Consider the following 23,155-nt stretch of genomic DNA (forward strand, 5'->3'; position numbering starts at 1 on the left):
CGCAGAACTCGTAGGATGGGTGGAGCGTAGCGTAACCCATCAAAATACATATGTATGGCGCATTGCATCATGACTGAATACCGGCGCAATTTCATCAAGGGCGGCAGCTACTTTTTTACGGTGGCGCTGGCGGACCGCAGACAACAACTTCTGGTTGATCACATTGACGCTCTACGTGGAGCCTTTCGCCGAGTTAAGGCTTTATATCCTTTTACCATTGATGCTATTGTTATTCTGCCGGAGCGTTTGCACTGCATCTGGACTTTGCCGGAGGGTGATGCCAATTATCCCGAGCGGTGGCGGCGTATTAAGGCGGTGTTTTCGCGCAGTTTGACGGATTCAAATTATCGCTCTCCCAGCAAGATACTGAAGGGCGAGCGCGGTATCTGGCAGCGCCGTTATGGGGAGCATACGTTGCGCGACGAGACGGATTGGCAACGTCATATTGATTATATTCATTACAATCCGGTCAGGCATCGGCATGTTGAATGGGTTGTCGATTGGCCGTTTTCCACGTTTCATCGTTATGTCGAAGTCGGTGTATATCCCAGGGACTGGGCTGGAAGTGGTAAGGCGGGTGACGGGGGATTTGGTGAGGTGTAAAAATATTCAAGTGATGGGTTGCGCTTTGCTTCACCCATCCTACTATTACGGGAGGACGTGATGAAATCAGTGGCAATGTTGGCGACGTTGATGGCAATGGTTCTGCTCTTTTCGGGTCATACGGTACGTGCTGAAGCGGCTGAACCGCTTAAAGTTGGTCAACCTGCGCCGGATTTCAGTCTTCCCGACCAGAATGGCAAAACGCGTACGCTTGCGGATTTTCGTGGAAAGTGGCTGGCGTTGTATTTCTATGTAAAGGATGACACGCCCGGCTGTACTGAGCAGGCGTGCAAGTTTCGCGATGATATCCATGAGCTGACGGACCTGGGTGCGCAAGTGGTCGGCGTGAGCGTGGACGATACCGCCAGTCATGCCGATTTTGCCAAAAAGTATAATCTGCCATTCCCACTTCTGGCGGATAGCAAGGGTGAGATTGCCGCGCGTTACGATTCACTTCGGGGCGACGGGAGTTTGGCGAAACGCAATAGTTTTTTGATCGACCCGCAAGGCAGGATTGCTAAGGTTTATTTGTCCGCCAGTACTTCGCGTAATTCTGCCGAGATAATAGAGGATTTGAAGAAGTTGAAAGGTTCAACCGGTTCATAAAACTTTCCGCACGGCTACGGTTTTGGCTGTAGGATGGGTTAACGGCATGCCTCGGCTTATGTGCATCATTTACGTGCACCGTTGGAGAATACCGAATCCACTATAAGGGGATGACATCATGGCAAACCTGACCGACGATCAACTGGCACAACTGAAAGCAGCGCTGCAGCAGCGTTATCTGGAATTGCGCGAAGAAATTCGCAGCGAACTGGAGCGTTCCGGCAATCAGCATTACGCGGATCTGGCCGGTAGCGTGGCTGATCCCGGCGATGCGTCGGTTGCCGACTTGCTGGTGGATTTGAACGCCAACCTCGTGGACCGTCAGGTAAATGAGATACGCGAGGTGGAAGCAGCGCTAAAACGCCTGGCTGAGCTGGATTTTGGCGACTGCATCGAGTGTGGCGGTGAAATCGGGTTTGAGCGACTCATGGCTTACCCTACCGCGCAGCGGTGTGTGCGTTGCCAGGGATTGCACGAAAAGACCTATTCACACGAGAATAATCCCACCCTTTAAGGCACCTGCAAATAAGCCCCATGCGCTGGTGCCTTAAGCAGCACCAGCACGGCGCCGCTGCCACCATCTTCCGGCCTGGCCTGGCAGAAAGCCAGTACATCGCTGCGCTGGGCAAGCCAGCTTCCAACCCTGGCTTTTAAAACCGGCTCATGATTCCTTGAGCTCAGACCCTTGCCGTGTATTACTCGCACACAACGCGCGCCACGTATGCGGCTGGCATCCAGAAACGCCGCCAGTTGCGGACGGGCTTCGTCACGGGTGAGGCCGTGCAAATCCAGCTGTGCTTCAATCTTCCAATAACCGCGCCGCAGCCGCCGCAAAGTCTGGCGCGGCATGCCGGGGCGAAGAAATGCCCATTCGTCGCCCGGTTCCATCTCAAGCGAGATATAGTCGGATAGCGAATCGACCGGCGCGGTTTGACCATCGTCCAGAGTTTGACGTGGTATAGGCTGGGGATGCTCGACAGTCAGGGGTATTTTATCGGAGGGCGCCAGCGGTGCTACGCCGCGAACCGCATCGCGAAACAGGGCGGTGTCGGCATCCTCAATGGTCGATTCGGCTCCTCGAGCCTTTGCAGACTCGATTGCAAGCTTGGTTGCCGCCTTCTTTCCCCGCCGTTTCATACGTAATCTTCAATCTGCGGTTGCTCAATTGCTGATCAATTGTGGCTACGCCAATGCATCCAGGTATTTTTCCGCATCCAGGGCCGCCATGCAGCCGGTTCCCGCACTGGTCACCGCCTGGCGATAGATGTGGTCTTGCACGTCGCCCGCCGCGAACACGCCGGGAATGCTGGTTGCGGTTGCGTTACCCTCGTTTCCGCTGCGGGTGATGATATAGCCGTTTTTCATTTCCAGTTGGCCCTGAAAGATATCCGTGTTGGGCTTGTGGCCAATGGCGATGAATACGCCTTGCAAATCCAGTTTCTTGGTTGAGCTGTCCTGGACATTTTTAATGCGCATGCCGGTGACGCCGGATTTATCGCCCAGCACTTCATCCAATACATGGTCAAGCTCCAGCTTGACGTTGCTGTTTTTTACCTTGTCCATCAATTTGTCTATCAGGATTTTTTCAGAACGGAATTTGTCGCGCCGATGGACCACGGTGACGTTGCGCGCGATATTGGAAAGATATAGCGCTTCTTCCACCGCCGTATTGCCACCGCCTATGACGGCCACGTCCTGGCCCTTGTAGAAAAATCCGTCGCAAGTCGCGCAGCCGGACACGCCCCTGCCCATGAATGCTTCCTCGGAGGGCAACCCCAGGTATTGGGCGGAAGCGCCAGTGGCGATAATCAGCGCATCGCAGGTATAGGTACCCTGATCGCCGATCAGGGTGATGGGCTTGCCTGCCAACATGGCCGTATGAATGTGGTCGAAAAGGATTTCGGTGTTGAAACGTTCAGCATGCTTCTGAAAACGTTCCATCAGTTCCGGACCCTGCACGCCCATTGCATCGGCTGGCCAATTATCGACGTCGGTAGTGGTCATGAGCTGGCCGCCCTGGGCCATGCCGGTGATGAGCACAGGATTGAGATTAGCGCGCGCGGCGTAGACCGCCGCGCTATAGCCGGCAGGACCGGAACCGAGGATGAGAAGGCGGGAATGCTTGCTGGTCATGTTTTATATATGGGGATTATTGTTCAAAAAAACAGGTTCAATTGCTGAGGAGGCAGCGCAGTATCGCGAGAGGTTTTTCCAAAAAAATCCTGTCGCTTCTTACAGCCGTTGTTCAACCCAACCGGCAACGCTTTCCAAGGCAGCGGGCAGATTATCGGGCTGGGTTCCACCCGCCTGAGCCATGTCGGCGCGCCCGCCGCCCTTGCCACCCACTTGCTGTGCCACGAAATTGACCAGTTCGCCTGCCTTCACCTTCGTCGCCAGATCGGAAGTAACCCCTGCGATGAGCTTGACTCTTCCATCTTCTATCGCACCCAGCACCACGACACAGGATTGTAATTTATTCTTGAACTTATCCAGCGCTTCGCGCAAGGTCCGGGAATCCGCATCATCCAGGCAAATTGCGAGCACTTTTGCACCTTTAACCTCGTGGGCCTGCCCGGCAAGGTCGTCACCTTGCGAACTGGCGAGCTTCGACTTCAGGCGCCCGAGCTCTCTTTCCAGATGTTTCACGTTATCGAGAATTTGCGCTATGCGCGCGGCTGCTTCCTGCGGTTGCACCTTCACCGCGTCCGCTACCTGCTGCAATTGCGATTCCCGTTCCTGGATGTAAGTCAATGCATTCTCGCCCGTCACGGCTTCCAGACGACGAATACCCGCAGCCACACCTGATTCGGCCACGATCTTGAAGAACCCGATATCGCCGGTACGCTTGACGTGCGTACCGCCGCACAGTTCACGTGAAGTGCCGATATCCAGCACGCGTACTTCGTCGCCATACTTCTCGCCGAACAACATCATCGCGCCTGTTTTCCTGGCGTCCTCTATTGTCATCAGGCGCGCCGTGGTCGCTGCATTGGCCAGGATTTCGGCATTCACCAAGACTTCCACCTGGCGAATTTCCGCATCCGTCACAGGCTGGTTGTGCACGAAGTCGAAACGCGTCTTGCTGGCATCGACCAGAGAGCCTTTTTGCTGCACATGGGCGCCCAATACCTGCCGCAGCGCCTTGTGCATCAAGTGCGTGACGGAATGGTTGCGCTCCGTGCGTGCCCGTGCGTCGCGATTGACCTTCGCCAGCACCCTATCGCCGGTGACCAGCCGGCCGCTACGCAGCAACCCTTTATGACCAAATACATCCGCCTGGATTTTTTGCGTATCCGATACGGCAAAGGTGCCATTGGCCGGGTGCAGTTCGCCGCTGTCTCCTACTTGCCCGCCGGATTCGGCGTAAAAGGGCGTGCTGTCGAGTACAACCACCGCCTCATCCCCGGCCTCGATGAAGTCGACCCGGCTGCCTTCCTTATAGATGGCAAGAATTTGCCCTTCATGCTGCAGGCTTTCGTAACCATGGAATGCCGTTGCGGGCCCGCTGTACGTTATCCCATCCTGCATGGTGAATTTGCTCGTTGCCCTGGCACGCTCGCGCTGGCGCTCCATGGCCCGCTCAAACCCGGCCTGGTCTATTTCGACGCCGCGTTCACGCGCAATATCCGCGGTGAGATCCAGCGGAAAACCGAAGGTATCATAGAGCCGAAACAAGGCTTCGCCATCCAATAGCCGGCTTTCCTGGCAAAGCGCTGCTTCAAGTAACTGCATGCCGTTTTCCAGCGTTTCGGCGAAACGTTCTTCCTCCTGCTTCAGTACCGCCTCGATACGAACCCTGGCGTCGACCAATTCCGGATAGGCTTGCCCCATTACACGTGCCAGTTCTTCCACCAGCAAGTAAAGGAAAGGCTGTTTTTGCCCAAGCTTATAGCCGTGACGAATGGCGCGGCGGATGATGCGCCGGAGTACGTAGCCGCGGCCCTCATTGCCGGGTATCACGCCATCGGCGATGAGAAAGGCACAGGCACGAATATGATCGGCAATCACCTTGAGGGAACTGCTGGATAAATCGACGGTGTCCGTTACTTGCGCCGCCACCCTGATCAGATCCTGAAACAAATCGATCTCATAATTGCTGTGGACCTGCTGCATGACCGCGGAAATGCGCTCCAATCCCATGCCCGTATCTACCGACGGCCGGGGCAGCGGATGCAGCACGCCCGCACTATCCCGGTTGTATTGCATGAATACCAGATTCCATATTTCGACATAGCGGTCGCCGTCCGCCTCGGGCGTGCCCGGCGGGCCGCCCGCGATCTCCGGACCATGGTCGTAGAAAATTTCGGAACAAGGGCCGCAAGGGCCGATATCGCCCATCTGCCAGAAGTTGTCCATGGTGGCGATGCGCGTGAAGCGCGAGGCGTCAATGCCCACCTCGTTGAGCCAGATATCGGCGGCTTCGTCGTCCTCGGCATAGACCGTGATCCACAGTTTCCCTTCGGGAATCTTCAGGATAACGGTAAGAAATTCCCACGCGAATTTGATGGCCTGGCGTTTGAAGTAATCGCCAAAGCTGAAATTGCCCAGCATTTCGAAAAACGTGTGATGCCGTGCGGTGTAGCCTACATTTTCGAGGTCGTTGTGCTTGCCGCCCGCGCGCACGCAGCGCTGTGAACTCGCCGCGCGCACATAAGGCCGCTTATCCTGGCCGAGAAATACATCCTTGAACTGCACCATGCCCGCATTGGTGAACAATAGCGTAGGATCGTTGCCGGGGACGAGGGGACTCGACGCCACGGCCGTATGGCCGTGCGACTCGAAAAATTCAAGAAATTGTTGCCTGATTTCGCTGCTTTTCATCTCGACTTCATTTGAACGATAATGAATGATGGACGGGCTTCAACCACGCCCATGCCACGCCTGCTGTCTCGGCTAGTGTCGCGCTATTTCCGTTACCGTCGTTCCCAGCGGTTCGCCATTGATAATTGCAATATTTGCAACTTTTACCCTCACGCTGATTTTTTCATCGACTTTCGGCAGATCGCTTTCGGTCAAAATATCGATTTCTCCGCTGTCATCTTTCAATACATACGACTTCAGATTTAATAACGGAAGCCGCGTAGGCGCTTTTACCACACCGTGAAGCACGACCTCCTTGCTGTCAAAATTTGCGGGGGAAGCGTTTATTTCGCTGATGGGCGTGGCATTCATGGGATTGCAACCACCCAGCACAATCCCCGCAGTCGCAACTGCCAGCACAATTCGAACCAACCGGTGAGACCAACGGTCTATCAAGCTTCTTCCTTATCAGAATGGCGCAATACCTGGCGTATCACTTCCGTCGAAAAACCGCGCCCCACCAGGAAACGCATCTGCCTGCCGAGTTCTTTTGCGTCGGCGGGTATCACACCAAACTTTTTTCGCCACACTTCGCGCGCGTTCTCCTGCTCAGTTTCCTTGATGTTGGGCAACACCGCGGCGATTAAATTCTCTGCAATACCTTTTTCACGCAGCTCATGCACTATCCGCTGGCTGCCAAATCTACCTCTGCGAACGTGCATCACGTGCTCGACCATGCGGGTTGCGGATAGGAAACCTCGCTGCTCAAGCGTGTCCAGCATGGAGGAAAGTTCTTCGGGAGTTTGGGCATGGCGAGCGAGCTTTCTTTCCAGCTCCAACCGGGAGTGCTCCCGCCGGGCCAGATAACCCAGCGCGCGGGTTTTCAGGCTCGGCGCACGCGTCATGACGGCCTCGACGATGCAATAAAATACGCTGCGACTACTCTGCGTTCGCGGTTTCGATAGCCGGGTTGGCGACGCCTACGGCCTCGCGGACCCTCGCTTCTATTTCCATCGCAATGTCGCGGTGTTCTTTCAGAAACTCGCGCGCATTATCCTTGCCCTGGCCTATTTTTTCGCCCTTGTAGGAATACCAGGCCCCGGCCTTCTCGACCAGCTTATGCTGTACGCCCAACTCGACGATTTCGCCTTCACGCGAGATACCTTCTCCGTAGAGAATATCGAATTCCGCCTGCTTGAATGGCGGCGCAACCTTATTCTTCACCACCTTCACCCGCGTTTCGCTGCCGATTACCTCGTCGCCTTTCTTGATGGAACCGGTGCGGCGTATATCGAGGCGCACCGACGCGTAGAATTTCAATGCATTGCCACCGGTTGTGGTTTCGGGACTGCCGAACATGACGCCGATTTTCATGCGTATCTGGTTGATGAAAATTACCATGGTATTGCTGCGCTTGATGTTGGCGGTAAGTTTGCGCAAGGCCTGGGACATCAATCTCGCTTGCAGGCCCATCTGCGGTTCGCCCATTTCCCCCTCTATCTCCGCTCGCGGCGTCAAGGCGGCGACCGAGTCCACCACCACTACATCAACCGAGCCCGAGCGCACCAGCATATCGGCGATTTCCAGCGCCTGTTCGCCATTGTCGGGCTGGGAAATCAATAATTCCTGTACGTTGACACCGATTTTTTGCGCATACTGGGGATCGAGCGCGTGCTCCGCATCGATGAATGCGGCAGTACCCCCCATCTTTTGCATTTGTGCGATGACTTGTAGGGTGAGGGTGGTTTTACCGGAGGACTCCGGGCCGTAGATTTCGATTACCCGGCCGCGGGGCAGCCCGCCCACGCCCAGCGCGATATCGAGACCAAGCGAACCCGTGGAAATTACCTGGATGTCTCTGGCAACCTCGTTGGCGCCCAGGCGCATGATCGAACCTTTGCCAAACTGCTTCTCGATCTGGGAGAGGGCCGCCGCCAGCGCCTTGCTTCTGTTTTCATCCATGAGGTTTTTCCTTTGTAGGGTAGGGTGAATTATCGCATAGGTGACCTCGGCCGGGAAGCGGGGGAGGGAATGACAACGTGTTTGGGCTGCCTGGTTTTAACCTTTATTCACGCGATCAAGCTGGAGTTATGCACCGATGGGTTGATTGGAAAAGGTTATTTCGCTTCGGCATTATTCAAGACAAGATTCAGGGCAGGATATAAGTGTTGAAATACCGCTCCGCTCTCGCCGGGTCCAGCTTGCGCAGGGTCTGATAAATCTCCCGCATCTTGTCTCGCTCATCCAGGCGCGCATAGGCTACGCCCAGGCTATACCAGGCCTCGGCGTTCTCCGGCTGAATGCGCACCGTTTCCCCATAGGCCTCGATCGCCTCGCCATAGAGTTTCATGGCGTCGTAGGTATTACCCAGACTGTACCAGGCTTCGGGATTCGCGGGTTGTATGCTTAGCGCATCCCGATAGGCATGTACCGCATATGCGTACTGTTTGATGTCGTAGTAGGTATTGCCCAGGTCATACCAGATCCCGGCATTGTCCGGCTGCATGCGTAGCGCATCCTCATAGGCCTGGATCGCGTTATCGTATTCTTTGAGATTGGCATAGGCAACACCCAGGCTATGCCAGGCGTCGCCATATTCGGTCTCGTTGTGTATGGCTTCTCGATAGGCTTGAATCGCCTGGTCATATTGCTTGAGGTTGGCAAAAGCAGTCCCTACGCTGAACCACGCCGCTGCATTTGCGGGATTGCGCTTGACCTCCTGCCGGGAGAGTTTCAGGAGCCCGTGCCAGTCAGCTTTCTTTTCCAGTGCCAAGGCATGGCTAAGCCAGTTTATTCCATTATTTTTTGCTGGTGCCGAGCTGGTCGGCTCCTCCTTTGCCAATTCACTTATCCAATCCACTGGTAGTGCGAAAGTGAGATGCTGACCTTCTATAAACTGGCGCGAGAGGATTCCGATCAATCGCCCCTGATCGTCGAACAGCCCGCCGCCACTGGACGCCGGGGAAACGAGGGCAGATATCTCGATGTATTGCGAGCCCTGATACGGCCGCAAGCTGGATATCACCCCTTCGCTCAGGATCGGTTCCCGTCCCTCCCGTGCTCCTTGCGTACCGATCGCATAGACGCGCTGGCCGGCTCTGAGCTTTTTAGCTGTACCCAGGACGATGGGCACAGCTTGCATCCGGGACACTCTCAACTGGCAAAGATCAAGGTCTGGCCGGGCGTATTGCAGCATGGCCTTGAAGGTGCTGCCGGGTTTTCGCACCTCTCCTTGCTTCCCTTCCTTGACTACCTGGCAAGTGGTTATCACCTCGTCCTCCCCGATCAACACGCCGCTGCCCGGGCCAATGCGATTACCGCCGGCGTCAACCATGTCCACGGCAACGACGGAGGGCCACACCCGCAAGAAGATCTGATCAGGGGTCTCGGAGGCATGGCGTGCTTTGGCGGGGGCATTAGCCACGGCAAGGGGCGAAATCATGCCAGACAGGAAGGCCCCAAGCACGACGGGGTGTATGAATATCATGATTCTTCTTTTTTAATTCAGATTCACGACGGCATCTCACAATGTACTGGCTGGGTGCATTATCGATGCGTGAATGTTGTGGAGCGATGCTAACAATGTGCACAGCAAAGCTCAGCAGTGTAAAATAATTAAATCACTTCTTCACCGCAAACCGCGGAAGCTTATGAATAACAACGGGGATTCCGACGGCTCTCGTTCGGGCGCACACTCGAGGAGAATTCAACCGCTGGCATATTTTATTTTTGCTACACGTTGGCTTCAGTTGCCGTTGTACCTTGGGCTGATTCTCGCGCAATGTGTGTACGTGTATCACTTCTGGGTCGAACTGGTTGATCTGATCGGCGCTGTGATGGGTAACCAGACAGCGTTACAGCACATTTTAGATGCAGTGGCTATCGAAGGCGCGGTCCGGCCTACCAAGACCAGTGAAACCACCATTATGCTGGTGGTGCTGGGTTTGATTGACGTGGTGATGATCTCCAATCTGCTGATCATGGTGATCATCGGAGGTTATGAAACTTTCGTTTCTCGCATGAATCTCGATGGTCATCCCGATCAACCGGAGTGGCTATCGCATGTCAATGCATCAGTGCTGAAAGTCAAACTTGCCACAGCCATTATCGGTATTTCGTCCATTCATTTGCTCAAGACTTTCATCAATGCCAAGGCGTACGATGAGAAAACCATTTTGGCCCAGACCGGGATTCATCTGGTTTTCCTGCTCTCTGCGATTGCGATCGCCTATAGTGATCGCCTCATGAGCGGCAACACCTCACATAAGGAAGCCAGGAATTCCCACTGAACAATAACCGGTTTACGCGACTTTGGGAGGGATGCTGTGTAATAGGTCTATTACGCCTTGCAGCGCCCCGCCCACCGATTGGCGTCTTATCTCCTCGCGGTTGCCGCTGAAATATCGCGTTTCGGTGAGTGCCATTCCTTCTTTCATTATCCAGGCAAAACATACTGTTCCTACCGGTTTTTCCGGTGTGCCACCCTCGGGACCGGCAATGCCGGTAATGGACACCGCGACCTGGGCGTGGCTTCGCGCAATGGCACCCGCCGCCATTTCGGATGCGGCCTGCTCCGATACCGCGCCATATTGCTCGAGAGTCGCATCGCTCACACCCAGCATTTCATGTTTTGAGCGGACAGCATAGGTGATAAAACCGCGTTCATACCAGGCTGAGCTTCCGGCTATCGATGTGATGACCTGGCCCAGCCATCCTCCGGTACACGATTCGGCTGTCGCCAGCAGCAACTCCTCCTGGGCTAGCGCTATCCCTGCTTGTCTGGCGAGATCCTGAAGTATCATGTCATCCATGTCATCAACCCCTTCCGAATTTACTCCTTACAATGATCCGTATCAGATGGCCTATATGACAAACGCCTTCCATGCAGCCAGGCAAAGCAGCGTCAGGAACGCAGCCAGCAAGTCATCGAACATCACGCCGAAGCCGCCACGCAATGTTCTATCGTAATATCGGATCGGCGGCGGCTTGATTATATCGAACAAACGAAAAAGCAGAAATGCGGATGCCTGCCATCGCAGGTCATGAGGCGTAAAAAGCAGTATCAGCAGAAAAGCGGTGATCTCGTCCCAGACCATGCCCCCATGATCGTGATTACCGAGTGCCTTTCCGGTAACGCTGCACGCCCAGATGCCAATGATAAATAAGGCAACAATCAGCAGGAGAAATTCAACCGGATCGAGAAAGAGAGCCAAAATCCAGAACAAAGGGAATGCAACCAGCGTTCCCACCGTACCGGGCGCAACCGGGCTCAAGCCGGCGCCGCCGCCAAATGCGATGAAATGCGCAGTATGGCGCCGCACAAAATCCTTATTGGGACGCGGCCGGGCGGGTTCGGATTGTGCTAAAAGCTCGGGCCCTTCAGATTTTGGGATTGGCTCGACCTCCGGCTCAGGCGCTGGCCGGCCATCGATTTGGCCACCTATCCGCTTATCATCGCCGTTGTCAGAGTGACTGCTCGACATGGAAGTGGTCATACCCTTTTACCTCGACCTTGACTGCCCCGCCTGCCGCATCCAGCACGACCAGACCCGCGCCTTCGCCGATTCTGCCGATGCGGGTGAGTTGAATCCCCTCTTCGCGGGAGAGCATTTCGATTTTTGCGCGCGCAGTCCGGGGGGCGGTAAAGCAGAGTTCGTAATCATCGCCGCCAGCCAGCAAACACTTCTTGACCAATGGATGAGGGAGGCGTTTTTTGATTGATGCCGAGCAATTTATCTCATCCATATGAATGATAGCCGCGACGTTTGAATTTTGCAGAATATGCCCCAGATCGGCCAACAACCCGTCAGAAATATCGATGGCGCTGTGGGCAAGACCAATCAGTCGCTGTCCCAGGGCGACCCGGGGCGTGGGGCTGTGCAGCGCGGAAAGACACTCGTCGACTTCGCCGGCTTCAAGCACGATGCGTTGCTGCTGATGAGCGAGCCCCAGCGCAGCATCGCCCAGATGGCCCGATACCCAGATATCGTCGTCCGGCCTGGCACCGCTGCGACGCAATGCTTTTCCTTTGGCCACTTCACCCATGATGGTAACGCAGATATTGAGCGGTCCCTTTGTGGTATCGCCACCGATAAGCTCTACCTGATGCGTGTGGGCAAGCCCGAAAAATCCACTGGAGAATGCTTGAAGCCATTCCTCATCCCCCGCCGTTTTTTCGGGAAGTGCCAGCGAAAGGGTGGCCCAGCGCGGCGTTGCCCCCATCGCTGCCATGTCTGAGAGATTCACCGCCAACGATTTGTGGCCCAGCTTGCATGGATCGGCATTCGCGAAAAAATGCTGGCCAGATACCAGCATATCGGTGGAAACCGCCAGCTCCATATCTGTCGCCGGCTTGATGAGTGCCGCATCGTCGCCTATCCCTAACACCGCGCTGGGCGCCGGCCGGGAAAAGTATTGCTGGATGATTTCGAATTCGGAATGCACTTTCAAGGAGATCAGGCCCTTGCATTGACCTCGACCACACGGAGCTTGGCTGCCAATTTATCCAATACACCGTTCACATATCGATGTCCATCGGTGCCGCCGTAGCTTTTGGCGAGCTCCACCGCTTCATTGATGACTGCTCGATAGGGTATTTCAGGATGACTTTCCAGCTCGTGGGTACCGAGGAGCAGTATGGCAATCTCCACTGGACTGAGTTCCTTGAAAGGCCGGTCGAGATAAGGCTGAATATGCTTCTCCAGTTCCGCAGCATTCGCCAGAACGCCTCGCAGCAAACCTGAAAAATATTTCTCGTCTGTCCTTGGAAATTCTTTGGTCTCGCGCAGTTGCGTTTCGATGGCCTCAAGGGTTCCACCCGCCACGCACCATTGATAAAGTCCTTGCAAAGCCAGTTCACGGGCTAGCCGGCGCCGGGTTTTCCGACCCGGCCTGATTGTGGCTGCTCCCGAATCTCCCACGTGTTCTGACGACGGGGTTGTCTGTTTGGCGACCGGTTTTGTCTGTGTCATTGGATAATGCTTATTGGGTCACTTCGTCGAGGTCTCGCATCAGATTAGCCATCTCTATCGCGACCAAGGCTGCCTCGGTTCCTTTATGGCTCATACGCGCCAATGCCTGGTCATCGGTATCGGTGGTGAGGATGCCGTTGGCGATAGGGATGCCGGTGTCCAATTGCACCGCGGCCACGCCGCTGGTGGATTGATTGGATACGACCTCGAAATGATAGGTGTCGCCGCGTATCACCGCGCCTAAGGCTATCAGCGCATCAAACTGGTCGGTCAAAGCCATCTTTTGCAGCGCCATGGGAATTTCCAGCGCGCCGGGAACCGTCACCAGCAGCATGCCCGATTCCTCCACGCCGCGCTTCACCAGCTCCGCAGTGCAAGCACTAAGCAATCCGTCGCTCACATCGATGTTAAAACGACTCATAACGATGCCGATACGTAACTCTCCGCCGTTAAGATCGGGCTCAAGTTCAAGAATGTTTTCGTAACGCGCCATGTTTTACTCCTTTAAACAAATCTGACAGCAACAGATAAACGTGCCAACCGGTCATTAAACAATCGGCCACCAGGCGCATTCACCCGAATTTTCCCAGCTGCTCCGGATATCCTTTGACAATATTTCCCGACCCGTGCCGATGCATTGCGCTAGTTCGACTTTAGCGGCTTGGTAACCGGCTTTTTTTCCTCCGGCTCCAGATATCCGGTTACTTCGAGTCCAAAACCCGCCATGCTCGGCATTTTTCGCGGGACGGCCAGCAACCGCATCTTGCCCACACCAAGATCCTTGAGTATCTGTGCGCCAATACCATAATCGCGCAGGTCTGTCCTGGCGGCAACGCGATGTGTGGATTTTGCCGGCATCACGCGTTCCATCAGCTCAGCCGCGCTTTCCCTGCAATGCAGCAGGACGATCACGCCGCTACTCGCGCCCGCGATTACCTGAAGCGTATCATTTACGTTCCAGGAATGCGTCTCGTCACTGATATCAAGCAGATCCATGACGGAAAGCGGCTCATGCACTCGCACCAGCGTTTCAGTAACGGGATTGATCGTGCCTTTCACTAACGCCAGATGGGTGGCGTTAACCGTTTTATCGAGATAGGCAACGAGGCGGAATTCACCATGAACTGTCTGGATGGGACGCTCGGCCACCCGCTTAACAAGACTTTCGGTACGACTGCGGTAATGAATGAGGTCTGCGATCGCGCCAATTTTGAGCTGATGCTTTGCGGCAAATTCGACCAGATCCGGCAGACGCGCCATACTGCCATCGTCCTTCAGGATTTCGCAGATGACGGAGGCGGAACTCAACCCCGCCAAATTTGCCAGGTCACAGCCGGCCTCGGTGTGGCCGGCACGCACGAGCACCCCCCCGGTTTGCGCCATCAACGGAAAAATGTGCCCTGGCTGGACAACATCATCGGGCTTCGCATCCGGATTTACCGCTGCCTGCACAGTGCGTGCGCGATCGCCCGCTGAAATGCCGGTGGTAACGCCGCTGGCCGCCTCGATGGAAACCGTGAAATTCGTACCCAGCGGCGAGCGATTGGCCACCACCATCAGCGGCAGATTCAGTTTGCGGCAGCGCTCCTCGGTCAGCGTCAGGCAGATCAGGCCCCGCCCATGCGTCGCCATGAAATTGATCGCTGCCGGGGTGACGAAATCGGCGGCCAGGATCAGGTCTCCTTCATTTTCACGGTTTTCCTCATCCACGAGGATTACCATCTTGCCGGCCTTGATGTCGGCAATTATTTCCTGAATCGAGCTGATTATCATGTCAAATTTCAGTCATTCTCATGCAATTCCCATCAATCGCTCTACATATCGCGCCAACATATCCACTTCCAGGTTTACTTTCGCGCCCATCTTCAGATTCTTCAATGTCGTAACGGCCAGGGTGTGAGGGATGAGATTGATCTCCAACTCGTTTCCCGCTACCCGGTTCACCGTCAGGCTGACGCCGTTCACACAGATTGAACCCTTTCTGGCAATATACTTTAATAATGCGTCCGGCGCGTTGATCACCAGGGTATAACTTTCGCCTGCGGGCTCCAGCTTGATGACTTCGCCGCTTGCGTCCACATGGCCGCTCACTAAATGACCGTCAAGCCTGTCGGACAACAGTAGTGCCCTTTCGAGGTTGACTTGCCCGCCAGGCTTATCCAGGCCTTCGGTACAATCCAATGTCTCGCGTGAGACATCTACAGAAAACATGTCGTTTGCTATACCGGTAACCGTAAGGCATACACCATTTACTGCAATGCTATCTCCCGTTTCCACATCTTCCAGGTTCAGCATACCTGGCGCAATACTCAAGTTTATGCCGCCCTCCATGGAACGGACTTGCTTTATCTCGCCGACAGCTTCGACAATTCCGGTGAACATCAAGCGCTCTCCGCTCTTGAATACAATAATCTCATTGCCTGCATCTGCTCATATGAGGTGTGCGGCAATTTGCCGCATGGTCGTGGGTGGCAATATACGCTAATGTTCGGGGTATCCAGAACAAATCATGCCTGAAGCGCCCGGTTGGCAACCCAGCTGATAAAATAAGCATGAACAGACACACGGCTATGCTCGTAGCCGTAGCCTGACCTACGGTGCAAACCGGGAGCTCCCCTGTTGTTCCAGAAACTACATCATACACAAAGACACCGCACACAGCCCAGCAACAGAAATGTTCAGTGATCTCAGCCAGTCGCCCTTAAGCAAGAATTTGCAGCGCTTGTTCCTGCTCAGGAATATCGTGATTGCCGCGCAGTGCATGACTTTTGCCCTGGCGCACTGGGTGCTCAACATGCAGTTGCCCTGGGCGGAAATGGTAGCGGTAACAGTGATGCTGGCCGTGTTGAATCTGGCGACATGGATACGCCTGCGCCGCAAATGGCCGGTCTCGAGCATCGAGTTTTTCGCTCAGCTGCTGGTTGACGTTTTTGCATTGAGCGCACTGCTGTATTTCAGCGGCGGGTCGACAAACCCGTTTATATCGCTGTATCTCCTGCCGCTGACGATAGCCGCCGCCGCGCTGCCCTGGGCCTACACGTGGGTGATGGCTGCCGTTACAATAAGCTGCTATACGCTGATGCTGTTTTATTACCTGCCGCTGCCGCATGATCATGAGGAACACAACAGCGAGTTTAACCTGCATGTGTCGGGCATGTGGTTGGCCTTCGTATTAAGCACCATGTTGATCGCCTGGTTTGTTGTCAAGATGGGCATATCCATTCGCGAGCGCGACAAGGATCTGGCACTGGCACGCGAACAGGCGCTGCGTAACGAACAGATCATTGCATTGGGCACGCTGGCGGCCGGCGCCGCACATGAGCTCGGTACGCCGCTGGCGACGATGGCGGTTGTCACCGGGGAACTGCAGGACGAATATAAAGAGAACCGTGAATTTCAAGACAATATCAGGATACTGCGCGATCAGATCACCCAGTGTAAACATACGCTGACACAATTATTGGCCGATGCCGGACAAGCACGGGCCGAGGAGGGCAGCGGCCAGGCTGTCGACTCCTTTTTGCGACAAGTGCTGGATAAATGGCAATTGATGCGACCTTCCGTCCAATTTACTTATCATGACAGCGGCGTACAACCTGCTCCACAGATACTCAATACGCAATTGCTGAGCCAGTCGATTTTAAATCTGTTGAACAACGCGGCGGATGCGTCCCTGAAGCATATCGAGATCGAAGTCAGCTGGAATTATCAGGAACTGCATCTTCAGATTCTCGATTATGGCGACGGATTAACCGGGGAAGCCGTGCAGCGCGCAGGCCAGCCATTCTTTACGAGCAAAGCCTCAGGGCAGGGTTTCGGGATAGGTTTATTTCTGGCAAATGCGAATATCGAGCGGTTTGGCGGCAGGGTACGCCTGACCAATCGGGTAGGCGGCGCCTGTACTCAAGTTACATTACCCCTGATACGGCAATCGATATGACAACATTATCGACAACGGAAGTGGATGATCGCCCCGCGTTACTCATTGTCGACGACGACTCGACTTTTTGTACGGTACTTGCGAACGCAATGACTAAACGCGGATTCAACGTTACCTGTGCACATACCGTCGAGCAGGCCCTGGAGTGCGCGGAGGCTTGTACGCCGGAGTATGCCGTTATCGACCTCAGACTGCCCGGCATTTCAGGATTGACCCTGGTTGAAAAATTGAATGCGCTTGACCCCGGTACCCGGATTGTCATGTTGACTGGTTATGCCAGCATTGCCACCGCGGTGGAAGCAATCAAACTCGGGGCAATGCATTATCTTGCCAAACCGGTCGACGTCAATGAAATCATGATGGCGTTCGAGCGCACCACAGGGGATGCGGATGTTCAGATCAGCGCGCATCCGTTATCCGTCGGCCGCCTTGAATGGGAGTATATCCAGCGTGTGTTGAATGAGAATAAGGGCAATGTTTCCGTAACGGCAAGAGCACTGAATATGCATCGGCGCACCTTGCAACGAAAGCTCACCAAGAACCCTGCCAAAACATAAAATATGGCCGAATGGTTCTCAAGCGACTTATGAAAAACTGCCGGTGAGCCGTATATCCGTTCCCACCATCCGCACATCGTTTATCTTGAGCGCGCGCTTATCCGCAAGATTCGCCAGTTCGGGCAATTTCATCATACCGCGCGCCGCATCACCTATCAGACACGGTGCGAGATAAATTACCAGCTCATCCACCAGCCCCGCATTGATGAGAGAACCATTCAGTTTGAAGCCTGCCTCGATCAGCACTTCATTTATTTCAAAGTCGGCAAGCTGTCGCATCATGCCGGCGAGATCAACACTGCCATCTTCTCCCGGCAATACGATGACACGAGCGCCCACCTCACGCAATGCCATGATTTTTCCCTCGCTGGCGGTCGCGGTAAAAATCAGTTCTCCGCCGCCACGCAGCAGCCCGGCATCCACCGGAATATCGAGCCGGCTGTCGACTACCACCCGCAATGGCTGCCTGGAGGTGTTTACGTGACGTACCGTGAGTTGCGGATCGTCCGCCAGGACCGTGCCGATACCGGTGAGAACAGCGCAAGAGAGGGCGCGAAGACGATGACCGTCGCGTCGCGCCGCTTCACCGGTTATCCATTGGCTAGCGCCATTGTTGAGCGCGGTTTTTCCGTCGAGGCTCGCGGCAATTTTCATCCTGATCCACGGACGATTGCGTGCCATGCGCGAGATAAAACCGATATTGAGCGCCCTTGCTTCCGTTTCCATCAGCCCGGCTTGCACCTCTATCCCTGCCGCTTTCAGGGATGCGCACCCTCTGCCTGATACCAGGGGGTTCGGATCTTCCATGGCTATTATCAGTTTCGCAATGCCCGCCTTGATCAATGCTTCGGTGCAAGGGGGAGTTCGTCCGTGATGACTGCAGGGCTCCAGCGTGAGATAAGCGGTCGCGCCTTGTGCTGCACCGGTAGCGGCAGCAGCGAGCGCATTTATCTCAGCGTGATGCCCGCCTGCACGTTCATGCCAGCCGCTGCCAATGACCTGGCCGTCGCGCACCAGCACACAACCCACGCGGGGATTAGGGCTTGTGCTATAGAGTCCTTTTTCCGCAAGCCGCAAAGCTTGGGCCATAAATCTGTAATCGGTTGACGAGAACATAGGCGGTCCATAATTTCAATTGATCGAAATTGCGGAAAGATTTACGGCTCCGTCCGATTATTTTTTTATCCCAGCGAAGATCAAAAAAATAACGGATGTGCTGGCGTTACCCTCAGGATTTTTTTTCTTCTCTTTTTTTCTGTGGTTTTTGCAGTTCTTTGATCGCATTGTGAAAATCATCTGCGTCCTGAAAACTTCTGTAAACCGATGCAAAGCGGATATAAGCGACTTTGTCCAGCTTGAAGAGTTCCTCCATCACCATCTCGCCAATCCTGCGCGTGGGGATCTCGCGTTCGCCCAGGTTTAAAAGTTTTTGCACAATGCGATCCATCGCTCCGTCCACATCCGCGGTCGGGACCGGGCGCTTGTGTAAAGCTCGCACGAAGCTCGTCAGCAATTTTTTGCGATCGAACTCAGCGCGATTACCGTCCTGTTTTACCACTTGAGGTAAACGCAATTCCACCGTCTCGTAAGTGGTAAACCGTTTGTCGCAGGTGAGACAACGGCGACGACGACGTATCTTGTCGCCTTCCTCGCTGACGCGGGAATCTATCACGCTTGTGTCATCTGCGTTGCAAAACGGGCATTTCATGACACAAATTCAGAGAGTGAATAGATGCGACCCGCCGATCGAAGGTGCTCAGCGGACATGGGTCGATATAATGCGTGCATGTAACGCAATCAGCAGTTTGTTCCGTATACCGGGAATTTTGCACAGAGTGCTTTTGCCTTTTCCGCCACTTGCGAAATCACCGCGACATCCGTAGGCGCGTCCAGCACATCGGCGATCAGATTTGCCAATTGTTCCGCTTCTATTTCCGTAAAACCGCGCGTGGTGATCGCAGGCGAACCAATACGGATTCCGCTGGTGACAAAAGGTTTCTGCGGATCGTTGGGGATGGCATTCTTGTTGACGGTAATGTGCGCCCGCTCCAAAGATTCCGCCGCCAGCTTGCCTGTAATATACTTGGCACGAAGGTCCACCAGAAACATGTGGCAGTCGGTGCGTCCCGATACGATGCGCAGTCCGCGCTCCTGCAACACCTTGGCCATTACGCGCGCGTTGTCGATCACCTGTTCCTGGTAATCCTTGAACTCTTTACTCGCGGCTTCTTTAAACGCTACCGCCTTGGCCGCAATCACGTGCATTAACGGCCCCCCTTGAGTCTGGGGAAAAATTGCGGAATTCAGCGCTTTCTCGTGCTCCGGCCTGGCCAGGATCACACCGCCGCGCGGCCCGCGTAACGTCTTGTGCGTAGTGCTGGTGACAAAATCGGCAATACCGACGGGATTAGGATAAAACCCTGCCGCCACCAACCCGGCGTAGTGAGCCATGTCTACGAACAGGTAAGCGCCTACTTCATCGGCAATTTTACGAAAGCGTTTCCAATCTATAACCAGCGCATAGGCGGAAGCCCCCGCTACAATCATTTTGGGCTTGTGTTCGTGCGCCAGGCGGGCCACCTCGTCGTAATCGAGCTCTTCGGTTTTAGGATCGAGTCCGTATGAAACAGCGTTGAAAATTTTTCCGCTGAGGTTGACTGAGGCGCCATGCGTCAAATGACCGCCATGGGCGAGCGACATGCCGAGCAGCGTATCCCCGGGCTTCAATGCCGTTAAATATACTGCGGCATTGGCCTGTGAACCGGAATGCGGCTGAACGTTGACGTACTCCGCACCAAACAATTCTTTCAGTCGGTCTATCGCAAGCTGCTCCACAACGTCTACATATTCACAGCCGCCGTAGTACCGCTTGCCGGGATAACCCTCAGCATATTTATTCGTCAGCACCGATCCCTGCGCTTGCATCACTGCGGGGCTGGCATAATTTTCCGAGGCGATCAACTCGATATATTCTTCCTGGCGTTGTACTTCACCTTTTATTGCTTGCCAGAGATCGGGGTCGACCTTTTCCAGGGTCAGTTTCGGGGACAGCATGTCGATTAAGTCCTTGATATTATTTTAATAAAATATGTATAGATAATTATCTTGCCGAATTTTCCATCGTTATTACGACTATACGTCGAGATTTCTTACGCCCAATGCATTGTTTTCGATGAATGCACGCCGCGGCTCGACCACGTCACCCATCAGGGTGGTGAAAATTTCGTCGGCAGCGATGCTATCCTCGATCTGGGCACGCAACAACCGGCGACTTGCGGGATCCATGGTGGTTTCCCATAACTGTGCCGGGTTCATTTCACCCAAGCCCTTGTAGCGCTGGGTGCCAATGCCTTTTTTTACCTCCTGCAGCAGCCAGTCAAGCGCTTGTTTGAAATTACTTACCGCTCGTTTTTGTTCACCGCGTCTGACGTAGGCTGTTGGCCCCATCAATCCATCGAGCGCTTCAGCGGTTTGCTTGATTTGAGCATAGTCACCGCTCTGCAGAAATTCCTGATCGAGGTAGGTGGTGCGAACATTGCCGTGATGCATGCGGGAAATTTCCAACCGAAACTCTTCGGTGGCTGCATCGTATTCCGGTGTAATTTTTACCCTGGAAACATGTGCTGCGAGCCTGGCCGCGCTTTCAGCGGCGAGGCGCTCGCTGCTTAGGTCGATATCAGGATGCAGGAACAACGTATGCATTACTTCGCTGTCGATAAGGCGGCTCATGCGCTCGATCACGGCTTCGGCCAGCAGGTACTCGTTGGCGATCTTTTCCAGCGTCTCTCCAGTGAGAGGCCGCTGATCTTCCTGGTTATGCAATTCGGCTCCGTCTAGCGCCAGACCCAGCAGGTATTGCTTGAGTTCATGGTCATCCTTGACGTAGCGTTCCTGCTTGCCGTGCTTGATCTTGTACAACGGCGGCTGGGCAATGAATATATGGCCACGCTCGATCAATTCCGGCATTTGCCGGTAAAAGAAAGTAAGCAGCAGGGTGCGAATGTGCGACCCATCCACGTCCGCATCGGTCATGATGATTATGCGGTGGTAACGCAATTTGTCGGGATTGTATTCGTCCTTGCCGATTCCGGTGCCAAGCGCGGTAATGAGAGATGCGATTTCCTGCGACGAAATCAACTTGTCGAAACGGGCTCTTTCGACATTCAGGATTTTCCCCTTCAACGGCAGGATCGCCTGAAATTTTCGGTCGCGCCCCTGCTTCGCCGAGCCGCCTGCGGAATCCCCTTCGACCAGATACAGCTCAGAGAGCGCGGGATTTTTTTCCTGGCAGTCGGCAAGCTTCCCGGGCAACCCCATGCCGTCCAGTACGCCTTTACGCCGAGTCAATTCACGCGCCTTTCGCGCGGCTTCGCGTGCTCGTGCCGCATCGATGATTTTACCGCAGATCGTCTTGGCATCCAGCGGTTGCTCCAAAAGGAACTCCGCCAATTTTTGCGATACGATTTCCTCCACCGCAGGTCGCACTTCCGAGGAGACGAGTTTTTCCTTGGTTTGCGAGGAAAATTTGGGCTCGAATAATTTCACGGACAAAACACAGGATAGACCCTCGCGCATATCGTCGCCGGAAGTTTCAATTTTGGCTTTTTTTGCCACCTCGTTTTTTTCGATATAGTTGTTGAGCGTGCGCGTCATGGCAGCGCGCAACCCGGTGAGGTGGGTGCCCCCATCCTTTTGGGGAATATTATTGGTAAAGCATAACACCTGTTCGGAATAGCTATCGTTCCACTGCATCGAGACTTCAACCATGATGTTGTCTTTTTCACCTGAAGCATAGAAAATATTCGGATGAAGAACCGACTTGGTGCGGTTGACATACTCGACGAAGCTTCTTACGCCTCCAACGAAAGCGAAAATTTCTTCCTTGGCGTTGCGCTGATCAACCAGATGAATTTTAACGCCGTTGTTGAGGAAGGAAAGTTCGCGCAGACGCTTTGCAAATATATCATAGTGATATTCAATATCACCGAAGATTTCCTTGCTTGCCAGGAAGTGTACTTCCGTACCGCGGCGTTCGGTCTTGCCGGTGACAACCAGCGGCCCCACGGGAACGCCCATGCGAAACTCGATCTGATGAACCTGCCCGTTTCGGCGGATAGTGAGGCGCAACCATTCCGATAAGGCATTGACCACGGAAACGCCAACGCCATGCAGTCCTCCTGATACTTTATACGAATTGTCGTCGAACTTGCCGCCGGCATGCAGTTCAGTCATGACGATTTCAGCGGCTGAGCGTTTCAATTCATCATCGTGCTTGATACCGGTAGGAATACCCCGGCCATTGTCCTGTACGGTCAGCGAATTATCGGGATGAATGATCACGGAGATTTCGTCACAATGACCCGCTAGCGCTTCGTCAATGGCGTTATCCAGCACTTCGAAGACCATATGATGCAAGCCGGTGCCGTCACTCGTATCGCCTATGTACATGCCTGGCCGCTTGCGCACGGCATCAAGCCCTTTCAGGATTTTGATGCTGTCCGAACCATAAGCGGTCGAACTTTCATTTTTTTGCTGTCGAGTGCGGTTTTTGTCGTTCATTATCCTGTTCCTTCAGTTGTCTTCAGTTTCACGTGAAACGTGGACCGGCTTCCATTCCACCTGTCCGGCAAGAATACCTCCGCAAAACTGGTTTTAAATAGCCGGTCGGCGCAGTTGAC

24 protein-coding genes are annotated in these 23,155 nt (G+C 54.4%); 6 read left to right on the forward strand and 18 right to left on the reverse strand.

The window, feature by feature from the left end; genetic code table 11:
* The first annotated feature begins 69 nt into the window (after window positions 1-69).
* The 3 genes from F822_RS07805 to F822_RS07815 all read left to right on the forward strand — a co-directional run bounded on the left by F822_RS07805 (window position 70) and on the right by F822_RS07815 (window position 1,723).
* On the forward strand, window positions 70-603 hold the full coding sequence (locus tag F822_RS07805) for an REP-associated tyrosine transposase (RefSeq protein WP_025041479.1): 534 nt from the start codon (window positions 70-72) through the stop codon (window positions 601-603).
* A gap of 60 nt (window positions 604-663) precedes the next feature.
* A complete protein-coding gene (locus F822_RS07810; protein WP_025041480.1) occupies window positions 664-1,209 on the forward strand; it encodes a peroxiredoxin in 546 nt (181 codons plus the stop codon).
* Window positions 1,210-1,327: 118 nt separating this feature from the next.
* Window positions 1,328-1,723 (forward strand): TraR/DksA family transcriptional regulator, encoded by a 396-nt coding sequence (locus tag F822_RS07815; protein WP_025041481.1) that lies wholly within the window; start codon window positions 1,328-1,330, stop codon window positions 1,721-1,723.
* Here the strand turns inward: F822_RS07815 and F822_RS07820 are convergent.
* The 7 genes from F822_RS07820 to F822_RS07850 form a co-directional block, all read right to left on the reverse strand.
* Window positions 1,720-2,346, reverse strand: coding sequence for a Smr/MutS family protein (locus F822_RS07820; RefSeq protein WP_025041482.1), 627 nt, complete (start codon window positions 2,344-2,346; stop codon window positions 1,720-1,722). The two genes, F822_RS07815 and F822_RS07820, sit on opposite strands and share 4 nt — an antisense overlap.
* 45 nt (window positions 2,347-2,391) lie before the next feature.
* Window positions 2,392-3,342 (reverse strand): thioredoxin-disulfide reductase, encoded by a 951-nt coding sequence (gene trxB, locus F822_RS07825; protein ID WP_025041483.1) that lies wholly within the window; start codon window positions 3,340-3,342, stop codon window positions 2,392-2,394.
* Between the two features lie 99 nt (window positions 3,343-3,441).
* Window positions 3,442-6,030: an alanine--tRNA ligase gene (alaS, locus tag F822_RS07830; RefSeq protein WP_025041484.1), complete on the reverse strand. Its 2,589-nt coding sequence runs from the start codon at window positions 6,028-6,030 to the stop codon at window positions 3,442-3,444.
* A gap of 72 nt (window positions 6,031-6,102) precedes the next feature.
* Window positions 6,103-6,465 carry a hypothetical protein gene (locus F822_RS07835; protein WP_231623406.1) on the reverse strand — a complete coding sequence of 121 codons (363 nt, stop codon included), beginning with the start codon at window positions 6,463-6,465 and terminating at the stop codon, window positions 6,103-6,105.
* Window positions 6,462-6,914: a recombination regulator RecX gene (gene recX, locus F822_RS07840; RefSeq protein WP_025041486.1), complete on the reverse strand. Its 453-nt coding sequence runs from the start codon at window positions 6,912-6,914 to the stop codon at window positions 6,462-6,464. Before recX ends, F822_RS07835 begins: the two co-directional genes overlap by 4 nt.
* Before the next feature lie 34 nt (window positions 6,915-6,948).
* A complete protein-coding gene (gene recA / locus F822_RS07845; protein WP_025041487.1) occupies window positions 6,949-7,971 on the reverse strand; it encodes a recombinase RecA in 1,023 nt (340 codons plus the stop codon).
* Window positions 7,972-8,158: 187 nt separating this feature from the next.
* On the reverse strand, window positions 8,159-9,496 hold the full coding sequence (locus F822_RS07850; RefSeq protein WP_025041488.1) for a tetratricopeptide repeat-containing S1 family peptidase: 1,338 nt from the start codon (window positions 9,494-9,496) through the stop codon (window positions 8,159-8,161).
* Between the two features lie 163 nt (window positions 9,497-9,659).
* Here F822_RS07850 and F822_RS07855 point away from each other — a divergent pair, with 163 nt between their 5' ends.
* Complete coding sequence (locus F822_RS07855) at window positions 9,660-10,298, forward strand: TIGR00645 family protein (RefSeq protein WP_025041489.1); 639 nt, start codon at window positions 9,660-9,662, stop codon at window positions 10,296-10,298.
* Between the two features lie 12 nt (window positions 10,299-10,310).
* Here F822_RS07855 and F822_RS07860 read toward each other — a convergent pair whose 3' ends face one another.
* The 7 genes from F822_RS07860 to F822_RS07890 all read right to left on the reverse strand — a co-directional run bounded on the left by F822_RS07860 (window position 10,311) and on the right by F822_RS07890 (window position 15,362).
* Window positions 10,311-10,820, reverse strand: coding sequence for a CinA family protein (locus F822_RS07860; RefSeq protein WP_025041490.1), 510 nt, complete (start codon window positions 10,818-10,820; stop codon window positions 10,311-10,313).
* A gap of 51 nt (window positions 10,821-10,871) precedes the next feature.
* On the reverse strand, window positions 10,872-11,504 hold the full coding sequence (locus F822_RS07865) for a phosphatidylglycerophosphatase A family protein (protein ID WP_331458251.1): 633 nt from the start codon (window positions 11,502-11,504) through the stop codon (window positions 10,872-10,874).
* Window positions 11,473-12,453: a thiamine-phosphate kinase gene (gene thiL / locus F822_RS07870; RefSeq protein ID WP_025041492.1), complete on the reverse strand. Its 981-nt coding sequence runs from the start codon at window positions 12,451-12,453 to the stop codon at window positions 11,473-11,475. The genes F822_RS07865 and thiL overlap by 32 nt, the downstream gene beginning before the upstream one ends.
* 11 nt (window positions 12,454-12,464) lie before the next feature.
* Window positions 12,465-12,980 carry a transcription antitermination factor NusB gene (gene nusB, locus F822_RS07875; RefSeq protein WP_025041493.1) on the reverse strand — a complete coding sequence of 172 codons (516 nt, stop codon included), beginning with the start codon at window positions 12,978-12,980 and terminating at the stop codon, window positions 12,465-12,467.
* A 10-nt stretch (window positions 12,981-12,990) separates the two neighbouring features.
* Entirely contained in the window at window positions 12,991-13,473 is a 483-nt protein-coding gene (ribH, locus tag F822_RS07880; RefSeq protein ID WP_025041494.1) for a 6,7-dimethyl-8-ribityllumazine synthase, read from the reverse strand.
* Window positions 13,474-13,622: 149 nt separating this feature from the next.
* Window positions 13,623-14,753, reverse strand: a complete 1,131-nt coding sequence (gene ribBA / locus F822_RS07885; protein WP_025041495.1) for a bifunctional 3,4-dihydroxy-2-butanone-4-phosphate synthase/GTP cyclohydrolase II — start codon at window positions 14,751-14,753, stop codon at window positions 13,623-13,625.
* An 18-nt stretch (window positions 14,754-14,771) separates the two neighbouring features.
* Complete coding sequence (locus F822_RS07890; RefSeq protein WP_025041496.1) at window positions 14,772-15,362, reverse strand: riboflavin synthase; 591 nt, start codon at window positions 15,360-15,362, stop codon at window positions 14,772-14,774.
* A 292-nt stretch (window positions 15,363-15,654) separates the two neighbouring features.
* Between F822_RS07890 and F822_RS07895 the strand changes: the two genes are divergently transcribed.
* Both F822_RS07895 and F822_RS07900 read left to right on the forward strand, forming a co-directional pair.
* The gene (locus F822_RS07895; RefSeq protein WP_025041497.1) at window positions 15,655-16,920 is read left to right on the forward strand and encodes an ATP-binding protein; all 1,266 of its coding nucleotides are present in this window, start codon (window positions 15,655-15,657) and stop codon (window positions 16,918-16,920) included.
* Window positions 16,917-17,477, forward strand: coding sequence for a response regulator transcription factor (locus F822_RS07900; RefSeq protein WP_036576211.1), 561 nt, complete (start codon window positions 16,917-16,919; stop codon window positions 17,475-17,477). The genes F822_RS07895 and F822_RS07900 overlap by 4 nt, the downstream gene beginning before the upstream one ends.
* A 27-nt stretch (window positions 17,478-17,504) precedes the next feature.
* Here F822_RS07900 and ribD read toward each other — a convergent pair whose 3' ends face one another.
* The 4 genes from ribD to gyrB all read right to left on the reverse strand — a co-directional run bounded on the left by ribD (window position 17,505) and on the right by gyrB (window position 23,036).
* Complete coding sequence (ribD, locus tag F822_RS07905) at window positions 17,505-18,593, reverse strand: bifunctional diaminohydroxyphosphoribosylaminopyrimidine deaminase/5-amino-6-(5-phosphoribosylamino)uracil reductase RibD (protein ID WP_025041499.1); 1,089 nt, start codon at window positions 18,591-18,593, stop codon at window positions 17,505-17,507.
* Between the two features lie 112 nt (window positions 18,594-18,705).
* Entirely contained in the window at window positions 18,706-19,185 is a 480-nt protein-coding gene (gene nrdR / locus F822_RS07910) for a transcriptional regulator NrdR (protein ID WP_025041500.1), read from the reverse strand.
* Between the two features lie 89 nt (window positions 19,186-19,274).
* Window positions 19,275-20,531: a serine hydroxymethyltransferase gene (gene glyA, locus F822_RS07915; protein ID WP_025041501.1), complete on the reverse strand. Its 1,257-nt coding sequence runs from the start codon at window positions 20,529-20,531 to the stop codon at window positions 19,275-19,277.
* 78 nt (window positions 20,532-20,609) lie between these two features.
* Window positions 20,610-23,036 carry a DNA topoisomerase (ATP-hydrolyzing) subunit B gene (gyrB, locus tag F822_RS07920; RefSeq protein WP_025041502.1) on the reverse strand — a complete coding sequence of 809 codons (2,427 nt, stop codon included), beginning with the start codon at window positions 23,034-23,036 and terminating at the stop codon, window positions 20,610-20,612.
* Window positions 23,037-23,155 lie beyond the last annotated feature (119 nt).

Origin of the sequence: Nitrosospira briensis C-128 (genome assembly GCF_000619905.2) — a bacterium.
Taxonomy (GTDB): domain Bacteria; phylum Pseudomonadota; class Gammaproteobacteria; order Burkholderiales; family Nitrosomonadaceae; genus Nitrosospira; species Nitrosospira briensis.

What these genes read in the sequence shown, in the direction of transcription:
- F822_RS07850 (WP_025041488.1), bottom strand. Translation starts at nt 9,496, where the DNA reads ATGATATTCATACACCCCGTCGTGCTTGGGGCCTTCCTGTCTGGCATG.
- ribH (WP_025041494.1), bottom strand. Translation starts at nt 13,473, where the DNA reads ATGGCGCGTTACGAAAACATTCTTGAACTTGAGCCCGATCTTAACGGC.
- ribD (WP_025041499.1), bottom strand. Translation starts at nt 18,593, where the DNA reads ATGTTCTCGTCAACCGATTACAGATTTATGGCCCAAGCTTTGCGGCTT.
- F822_RS07860 (WP_025041490.1), bottom strand. Translation starts at nt 10,820, where the DNA reads ATGGATGACATGATACTTCAGGATCTCGCCAGACAAGCAGGGATAGCG.
- F822_RS07810 (WP_025041480.1), top strand. Translation starts at nt 664, where the DNA reads ATGAAATCAGTGGCAATGTTGGCGACGTTGATGGCAATGGTTCTGCTC.
- recA (WP_025041487.1), bottom strand. Translation starts at nt 7,971, where the DNA reads ATGGATGAAAACAGAAGCAAGGCGCTGGCGGCGGCCCTCTCCCAGATC.
- ribBA (WP_025041495.1), bottom strand. Translation starts at nt 14,753, where the DNA reads ATGATAATCAGCTCGATTCAGGAAATAATTGCCGACATCAAGGCCGGC.
- alaS (WP_025041484.1), bottom strand. Translation starts at nt 6,030, where the DNA reads ATGAAAAGCAGCGAAATCAGGCAACAATTTCTTGAATTTTTCGAGTCG.
- trxB (WP_025041483.1), bottom strand. Translation starts at nt 3,342, where the DNA reads ATGACCAGCAAGCATTCCCGCCTTCTCATCCTCGGTTCCGGTCCTGCC.
- F822_RS07815 (WP_025041481.1), top strand. Translation starts at nt 1,328, where the DNA reads ATGGCAAACCTGACCGACGATCAACTGGCACAACTGAAAGCAGCGCTG.
- gyrB (WP_025041502.1), bottom strand. Translation starts at nt 23,036, where the DNA reads ATGAACGACAAAAACCGCACTCGACAGCAAAAAAATGAAAGTTCGACC.
- F822_RS07865 (WP_331458251.1), bottom strand. Translation starts at nt 11,504, where the DNA reads ATGACCACTTCCATGTCGAGCAGTCACTCTGACAACGGCGATGATAAG.
- F822_RS07855 (WP_025041489.1), top strand. Translation starts at nt 9,660, where the DNA reads ATGAATAACAACGGGGATTCCGACGGCTCTCGTTCGGGCGCACACTCG.
- glyA (WP_025041501.1), bottom strand. Translation starts at nt 20,531, where the DNA reads ATGCTGTCCCCGAAACTGACCCTGGAAAAGGTCGACCCCGATCTCTGG.
- nrdR (WP_025041500.1), bottom strand. Translation starts at nt 19,185, where the DNA reads ATGAAATGCCCGTTTTGCAACGCAGATGACACAAGCGTGATAGATTCC.
- F822_RS07820 (WP_025041482.1), bottom strand. Translation starts at nt 2,346, where the DNA reads ATGAAACGGCGGGGAAAGAAGGCGGCAACCAAGCTTGCAATCGAGTCT.
- F822_RS07805 (WP_025041479.1), top strand. Translation starts at nt 70, where the DNA reads ATGACTGAATACCGGCGCAATTTCATCAAGGGCGGCAGCTACTTTTTT.
- F822_RS07895 (WP_025041497.1), top strand. Translation starts at nt 15,655, where the DNA reads ATGTTCAGTGATCTCAGCCAGTCGCCCTTAAGCAAGAATTTGCAGCGC.
- F822_RS07890 (WP_025041496.1), bottom strand. Translation starts at nt 15,362, where the DNA reads ATGTTCACCGGAATTGTCGAAGCTGTCGGCGAGATAAAGCAAGTCCGT.
- nusB (WP_025041493.1), bottom strand. Translation starts at nt 12,980, where the DNA reads ATGACACAGACAAAACCGGTCGCCAAACAGACAACCCCGTCGTCAGAA.
- F822_RS07900 (WP_036576211.1), top strand. Translation starts at nt 16,917, where the DNA reads ATGACAACATTATCGACAACGGAAGTGGATGATCGCCCCGCGTTACTC.
- recX (WP_025041486.1), bottom strand. Translation starts at nt 6,914, where the DNA reads ATGACGCGTGCGCCGAGCCTGAAAACCCGCGCGCTGGGTTATCTGGCC.